This window comes from Terriglobales bacterium (assembly GCA_035691485.1).
GTDB lineage: Bacteria > Acidobacteriota > Terriglobia > Terriglobales > Acidobacteriaceae > JAIQGF01.
Genome location: DASSIZ010000144.1, coordinates 24743 through 31184, shown reverse-complemented (window position 1 = coordinate 31184; position 6442 = coordinate 24743). Strand labels below are relative to the sequence as shown.

Annotated in this window: 8 protein-coding genes; 3 read left to right on the top strand and 5 right to left on the bottom strand. The window is 61.3% G+C overall.

The genetic code is table 11. The features are described 5' to 3' along the window. Positions 1-36: 36 nt before the first annotated feature. Positions 37-312, bottom strand: coding sequence for a hypothetical protein (locus VFI82_17520; GenBank protein HET7186485.1), 276 nt, complete (start codon positions 310-312; stop codon positions 37-39). A 247-nt stretch (positions 313-559) separates the two neighbouring features. Between VFI82_17520 and VFI82_17515 the strand changes: the two genes are divergently transcribed. Beyond that, complete coding sequence (locus VFI82_17515; GenBank protein HET7186484.1) at positions 560-727, top strand: hypothetical protein; 168 nt, start codon at positions 560-562, stop codon at positions 725-727. 48 nt (positions 728-775) lie between these two features. Then, the gene (locus tag VFI82_17510) at positions 776-1201 is read left to right on the top strand and encodes a hypothetical protein (GenBank protein HET7186483.1); all 426 of its coding nucleotides are present in this window, start codon (positions 776-778) and stop codon (positions 1199-1201) included. 39 nt (positions 1202-1240) lie between these two features. On the opposite strand, the gene VFI82_17505 is transcribed toward VFI82_17510, so the two are convergent. The 4 genes from VFI82_17505 to hemE all read right to left on the bottom strand — a co-directional run bounded on the left by VFI82_17505 (position 1241) and on the right by hemE (position 5504). Beyond that, on the bottom strand, positions 1241-1813 hold the full coding sequence (locus VFI82_17505; GenBank protein HET7186482.1) for a VOC family protein: 573 nt from the start codon (positions 1811-1813) through the stop codon (positions 1241-1243). Positions 1814-1977: 164 nt separating this feature from the next. After that, positions 1978-3402, bottom strand: a complete 1425-nt coding sequence (gene hemG / locus VFI82_17500) for a protoporphyrinogen oxidase (GenBank protein HET7186481.1) — start codon at positions 3400-3402, stop codon at positions 1978-1980. A gap of 75 nt (positions 3403-3477) precedes the next feature. After that, positions 3478-4431: a ferrochelatase gene (gene hemH, locus VFI82_17495; protein ID HET7186480.1), complete on the bottom strand. Its 954-nt coding sequence runs from the start codon at positions 4429-4431 to the stop codon at positions 3478-3480. Beyond that, positions 4428-5504 (bottom strand): uroporphyrinogen decarboxylase, encoded by a 1077-nt coding sequence (gene hemE / locus VFI82_17490; GenBank protein ID HET7186479.1) that lies wholly within the window; start codon positions 5502-5504, stop codon positions 4428-4430. The genes hemH and hemE overlap by 4 nt, the downstream gene beginning before the upstream one ends. A gap of 303 nt (positions 5505-5807) precedes the next feature. Here hemE and VFI82_17485 point away from each other — a divergent pair, with 303 nt between their 5' ends. Beyond that, a complete protein-coding gene (locus VFI82_17485; GenBank protein ID HET7186478.1) occupies positions 5808-6428 on the top strand; it encodes a hypothetical protein in 621 nt (206 codons plus the stop codon). The last annotated feature ends 14 nt before the right edge of the window (positions 6429-6442 follow it).

Below are 6442 nucleotides of genomic sequence, written 5' to 3'. Positions count from 1 at the left end.
GATTCTGAGACGGGACCGCGGTCCTCGGCTACGGCGCTATGCATTCCACACGTAAAGGTACTGCTCGTCGGCCGCCGTGGCCACCGAACGGTGCAGCTTGCGAGTGGCCCGGTTCAGCGCTGAGCGGATATTGACCTTGGTGTCCGGCAGCTCGTCGAGCGGAATTTTCAACGACTGCCCTCCCTCCAGCACCTCAAGGTCGCTCAGGATGGCCTCTACGATCCCGTTATGCTTGCCCTTGCGCCCGGTCGGAACATTGACGCGGTCGGTAGTGTTGAATTTGTGGCGCTTGCCGGCCGTGGATCTTGCCATGGGAAATCTCCTCTCCTCCCGCCTTGGAAGCGAACCCAGGACAGTTTGGTATCGTTAACGTATCGCTAGTTTAGTATCGTTAACGTATCGCTAACAAATCGAAATATTATCAAAAACTTAAATAAAACATCAAGCAAAATTATCGATAATTTCAATCCTATGCAAGTTATTCATCAGCAAAGACTTCGCAGCCGGCCTCGCAAAGAAAAAGTCCCCGTATCGGTTTTTTCGGGTTATCGTCGGGATCATGAAAAAGCTCACCAGGGTCGCAAAGAAATTCGAAGCTGTGCCCATCGCCGACGTTCTCAAAACGGCAGTCGAGTTCGATGGCAAAGAGACGGTCAGATTACCGATGACCAAGAACGAGCCCTACGCGATTGCCGTCAACAGTGCGGTCGAATCCAAGAACGCTTGAAGCTCAGCGCGGCGAGGGAAACCGCCTCGCCGTGCCACGGTTCGGTGCATGATCTTGCATGGCTGGAAAGAAATCGCTAACTACTTGCGCTGCGGAGTGCGCACCGTCCAGCGTTGGGAGCGCTTTGGCTGTCCCATCCGGCGTCCTGCCGGGCGTCCGCGCAGCACCGTAATCGCCTCCTCGGAAGAAATTGACCAGTGGCTGCGGCAGTGCCGGCTCGGCGCCTCTGACGGCGACGGCTGGCAGGGTAACGACGCAAAGCTCAAACGCACCTTCGTGCAAATTATCGCCGCGCAGTACCGGGTGCTCCTGGAGTTGAACTCGCTCATCCATGACCTGGAAGAAACCAGGCGAGAAATTGCTTCGGCGAGAGTGAAACTTCGCCCGCCCAACCAGGCGCGGCGGCGCGTGCATCCCTCGGCACTCGATGACACTGCTCTCCCGGCGCCGCGCGGCGCGCCACGCTCAAATTGATCGCAGTTTGACCGTCAGCGCATCCCTGCTTTGCGACGGCTAGCGTCCCTTGGCGGAAGGCACTTTCTCCACTTCCTTCGCGGCCCGCATCACCGTCTTCTGCATGCGGTTTTGGCCGGCCCAATAGATGCTGATCTCGTGGCCGTCGGGATCGTTCAGGTAGGCGTGCCGCCAGCCCCACGGCATCATTTGCGGCATCTGCGTAATGTAGAAGTTTTTCGCCTGCAGCTTGCGGCAGAAGTCATCCAGTTCGCGAATCTCGAAGTACAAGCGCACGCCCTCGCTGGCAATCGATGCCCCCGGTCCCGCCTGGTGCAGCGCGATGGTTCCATCGCCGCCTGGGGCGCGCAGCCGCGAGTACACCGCCTTGCCTTCGTGACGAAATTCGTCGAGCTGTTTGAACCCAAGCAAATCGCGATAAAAGCCGAGCGCGCGCTCCACGTCCTTCACGTACACCATGGCGTGATTGAAGGTGAGCTTATCGCCGGCCACCGGTTCCTGCTGCGGCGCGATACGTTTGGCACCTGTCGCTTTCCGTTTGCCCGCGGCCTTTTTCGTGGCCGGCTTCTTCGCTTTCGCGGCTGGCTTTTTCGCTTTGCTGGCTTTCCGCATGGCGATTCGCTCAAGGGAATTGCGCGCCATTGTACCTGAACCCGGCCCGGTTGAGCGCGCTCTACCGCCTGCGCAGCATTTGTGGCGCGGGTCTCTGACCCGGGTTTTCGCGGTCGCACAGGTTCGGCGTGGCCCGACCTTTGTCTGCCCGAGATTTCAGATTTTCAAATTCTCAACTTCACCAGTGACTCCGCCGCCGCCTTGCCGGTCGCAATGCAATCCGGCACGCCGATGCCCCGGTAGGCGTTTCCCGCAAGCTCCAGTCCGGGAATGCTGCGCCGCAATTCCTCGATGCGCGCCACCCGCGCCAAGTGTCCCCGCGTGTACTGTGCCATGGCGCCGCGCCAACGGTAGACGCGGCTAAATCTCGGCCTGGCGGTGATGCCGACGAGTTCGCGCAGGTCCTTGGCCACTGCTCCGAGAATTTCGTTGTCTGCTGCGTCGAGCACCGCCTCGTTGCCCCAGCCGCCGATGAAGCATCGCACCAGTCCACGGTCGGGCGGCGAGCGATGCGGAAACTTCACGTGCACAAAAGTTGCCGCCAGGATGCGCCGTCCTTCGCTGCGCGGAACCAGAAATCCAAATCCCGGCGGCGCTGACGCCAAGTCCTGCTTGTCGTAGCCGCAGACCACCACGATGGAGGAGCTGTACTGCACCTGCTTCAGTTCGTCGGCTAGCGGCGCGCTGGTTCTCTCCAGCAGCCGCCCAGCGTGGTTCGCCGGAAGCGCCATGATCACCGCGTCAAATTCCTCCGGCGAGCCCTGCTCGGGCGCGACCATCCACTTTTCTCCCTGACGGCTGAGCGCCACCGCCGGGTTTCCTGTACGCGCCGCCCCAGCCGCAAGCTGTGGCACAATCGTGTCCACCAGTTGCTGCATGCCGTTTTTCAACGACGTGAACAGCGGACGCGGCGCCATGGCTGTCACGCCCCGATCGCTTTTTATTCCCTGTTCGCGCTGCTTGCGCGCCCGCAGCATGCCGCGACTGAGCGAGCCATACTTCTTTTCCATGTCCACGAAGCGCGGCAGCACCGCCGCGGCGCTGAGGTCGGCCGCCGCTCCCCCATAAACCCCGGCCAGCAGCGGGTCCGCCAGTCGTTCCACCATCTCCGGGCCGAAGTGGCGCTCCACCAGCTCGGCAACAGTTTCGTCGCGGTCCTCCCCCGCATTCGGCTTCTGAAAGTACTCGCGCGCGAAACGCAACTTGGCGCCCAAGGAAAACAGCTCCGTCGTAATCATGGGCGCGATCCTGGTAGGCACCATGAACATCAGGCCGTCGGGGATGGCCACCAGCCGGCCTTTCACGACGATGTAGGTTTTACGGTCGGGATCGTTCGATCCGATGAGCTGGTCGCCCAGCCCCAGCGAGCGCACGAAATCCAGGCCCCAGGTTTTTTCAGTTAGGAAAGAATCGGGGCCGGCTTCGACCAGGCAACCGTCGATGCGCTCGCTTACCAGCACGCCCCCGAGCCGCGGCGCCGCTTCCAGGATTGCGTACTCGATCCCCGCCCCATTCTGCCGCGCGCGCTCCAGCGTGATCGCCGCACTCAGGCCGCTGGTTCCCCCGCCGATAATGGCTACACGCTTCATGCAAAGACAACCGCGGATCTACGCCGATCCACGCGGATGAAAACAAGAATAAAAGAAATCCGCATGAATCCGCGGTCAGATTTTCGCTTTGATTTGCACCAGCGGCTTCGCTTCGCCGGCCGGTTCCAGCCGCGAGCGCGCGACGTCGGCAATGGCGGCGCAGAACGTGGGCGAGTCGTTCAGCGACTCGGCGCGCCACAGCCGCATGCCTTGCCGCTCGGCGAACTGCCGGAAACCGATATCGATGTCATAGAGCACTTCCACGTGATCGCACACGAATCCGATCGGCTGGATGAAGACGCCGCCGTGGCCTTTTCCTTTCAACTTCAGGATGGTGTCTTCCACCGTCGGCCCCAGCCAGCTTCCCCCCGACATGCCCTGGCTCTGGAAGGCGAACGTCCAGTCCTCCACCGTCAACGACGCAACTTCCATGGCCACCATCTCGGCGGTTTCTTTCGCCTGCTGCTCGTACGGGTCGCCTTCCTCGATCGTTCGGGTCGGCACGCTGTGGGCGGTGAAAATGATGGGCACGCGCGCGCCTGCTTCCTCGCACGCGCGCTTCCAGCCCGGCGCCAGTTTTTCGGCGAAGGCCCTGATCAACAGGGGGTGGTCGTGCCAGTTGTCCACGAACTCCACCTCGAACGCAGGCTCGCCGAGCGCCCGCCGGTACAGCCCAACGCTGGTGCGGGAATTCTGCGGCGCCAGGCAGATGGCGACCGCATGCACAACGCCGTCGTTCGTCATCTGCCGCACTGTATCCGCGATGAACGGCTTCCAATTGCGCATCCCGACATACACCGGAAGGCGCAATTCGCGCGCCGCTCCTGCCGCCTGCCGCATCGTGGTTTCCGTCAGCGGCGAGTGGCCGATCAGACCGTAACGATGCTTCACCTCTTCGATCACCGGGGGCGGGAGCGGGCGTCCGGCAATATTGTTCAGGAATTCAGGGACCTGATCCGGCGAATCGGGGCTGCCGTGGGCGAGCAGGAGAACGGCCGTCGATCCCCGACCGCTGCTCAAGCTGCTCACTGCCCCTCCCCGAACCACTCGACCTTCGCTGCGGTGGCGTACTTGGACGAGTATTGGTGGACAAAGTCGCAGAGGTCCTTGACGTGCTCTACTGGCGTCTCCGGCAGGATGCCGTGCCCAAGGTTGAAAACGTGCCCCGGGCGCCCGCCGGTGCGCTGCAGCACGTCTTCCGCCTGCGAGTGAATTTCTTTCTTATTCGCGAACAGCACCACCGGATCCAGGTTTCCCTGCACCGCACCGTGATTGCCCAACGACTTCCACGCGGCATCAATCGGCATGCGCCAGTCCACCCCGATGACGTCGGCTCCCGTCTCCTTCATCGCCGGCAACAGTGTGGCCGTCTCCGTTCCGAAGTAGATGACTGGTACCCCCGCGTGCTTTACCCGCTGCACCAGCTCCGTGGTGCGCGGCAGGACAAAGCGCCGGTAATCGCCTGGGCTCAGGCATCCCACCCAGGAATCGAAGATCTGCACCACGTCAGCGCCGCGCCGCGCCTGCTCGATCACGTAGTCGCCGAGCACCGAGATCAGCTTGCCCATCATCTCGTCCCACGCCTCCGGGGAGCGGTACATCAGCTTCTTGGTCTCAACGTAGTTGCGCGACCCGCCGCCTTCGATCATGTAGCTGGCCAGGGTGAACGGTGCGCCGCAGAAACCGATCACCGGCAACTTCGCGCCGAAGTGCCGCGCGACAAGGTGTACAGATTCCCCCACGTAGTTGAGCTCCCCCGCCTGGTCAATTCGCAGCGCGTGGACGTCGGCGACGCTGCGCACCGGCTTTTCGATTACCGGTCCCTCCCCTTCCTGGAAATGGAATGGGATGCCCATCACCTCCAGCGGAAGCAGGAGGTCGGCGAAGATGATGGCGGCGTCCACCCCCAGGATCTCCGCCGCCTCAATCGTGACCTGCGCTGCCACTTTGGGCGTCTTGCAGATTTCGACAATCGAGTGATGCTTGCGGACCTCGCGGTATTCCGCCATGTATCGGCCCGCCTGGCGCATAAACCAGACCGGGGTCACCGGCGTCGGCTGGCAACGGCAGGCACGGACAAAATGAGACTCAGGGGCGGACATGGACCTAACAATGTAACTTAGGAAATGCCAAGCGGTCGATGGCTGCGCCAAAAGCGCCCGATTGGAGCTGGGCTGGCTCTCTGGGTCTCGCCGCACCCGCTCCAAAGTCCGATGTCCGCCTGAACCCTCGTAAATTGACTTGCTTGCCCCCCCCAAGTAGTGTGCCCATGCGGTTTAGGCATCCAAAAAAGTTATACAGTGCCGCAACAAACAACCATGTAAGGGGTTACTTACATCAGCTACTTGGTCGACAGAGTTTTCCTGCGGGCCGGCTGCTCCGTGCCCTACAGGACGGAGGCAACTATGAAAGTCATGACGAAATTGGCCTTAGCGGTTGGAGTACTTTTTCTATTATCCAGCGCCAGCTTTGCGCAAGCGCCATGGTGGGGGCACAACAACGGTTGGGGATACCAAAACGATAGGGACCGCCGCGAATACAACAACGGATATCGCGACGGCAGCAACGATCGCTCGCACGGCCGTAGCTGGCATCCGCGTCATAGCGAACAGGACTACATGCACGGGTATCGCGCCGGCTACGGAAGTAACGGCGGCGGCTGGCAGGGACGGCGTGACAACGATCACGACCGCGATGACGCTTATCGTGGCAACAACGGCAACTGGGGCCAGTATGGTAACGGCCCGTATACCAACGGCCCGTATAACAACGGTCCCTACCGAAATGGTCAGTACGGCAACGCGCAGGGCGTCGCTTACAACAACGGTTACCAGAGCGGCATGAGTTATGGCATTTCCGATCGCACCAGTGGCCGCCGTTATACGCCCACCTCTAGCAACGCCTACGAACACGGCACCAGTGGGTATAACTCCTCGATGGGCGATAAGACCACCTATAAACTCGCTTTTCGGCAGGGTTACCAGGCCGGCTACGACGCGGGCTACAACGGACGCGGACGCCGCTAATAGTAGGTCAGTTT

What these genes read in the sequence shown, in the direction of transcription:
- VFI82_17520 (HET7186485.1), bottom strand. Translation starts at nt 312, where the DNA reads ATGGCAAGATCCACGGCCGGCAAGCGCCACAAATTCAACACTACCGAC.
- VFI82_17515 (HET7186484.1), top strand. Translation starts at nt 560, where the DNA reads ATGAAAAAGCTCACCAGGGTCGCAAAGAAATTCGAAGCTGTGCCCATC.
- VFI82_17510 (HET7186483.1), top strand. Translation starts at nt 776, where the DNA reads ATGATCTTGCATGGCTGGAAAGAAATCGCTAACTACTTGCGCTGCGGA.
- VFI82_17505 (HET7186482.1), bottom strand. Translation starts at nt 1,813, where the DNA reads ATGCGGAAAGCCAGCAAAGCGAAAAAGCCAGCCGCGAAAGCGAAGAAG.
- hemG (HET7186481.1), bottom strand. Translation starts at nt 3,402, where the DNA reads ATGAAGCGTGTAGCCATTATCGGCGGGGGAACCAGCGGCCTGAGTGCG.
- hemE (HET7186479.1), bottom strand. Translation starts at nt 5,504, where the DNA reads ATGTCCGCCCCTGAGTCTCATTTTGTCCGTGCCTGCCGTTGCCAGCCG.
- VFI82_17485 (HET7186478.1), top strand. Translation starts at nt 5,808, where the DNA reads ATGAAAGTCATGACGAAATTGGCCTTAGCGGTTGGAGTACTTTTTCTA.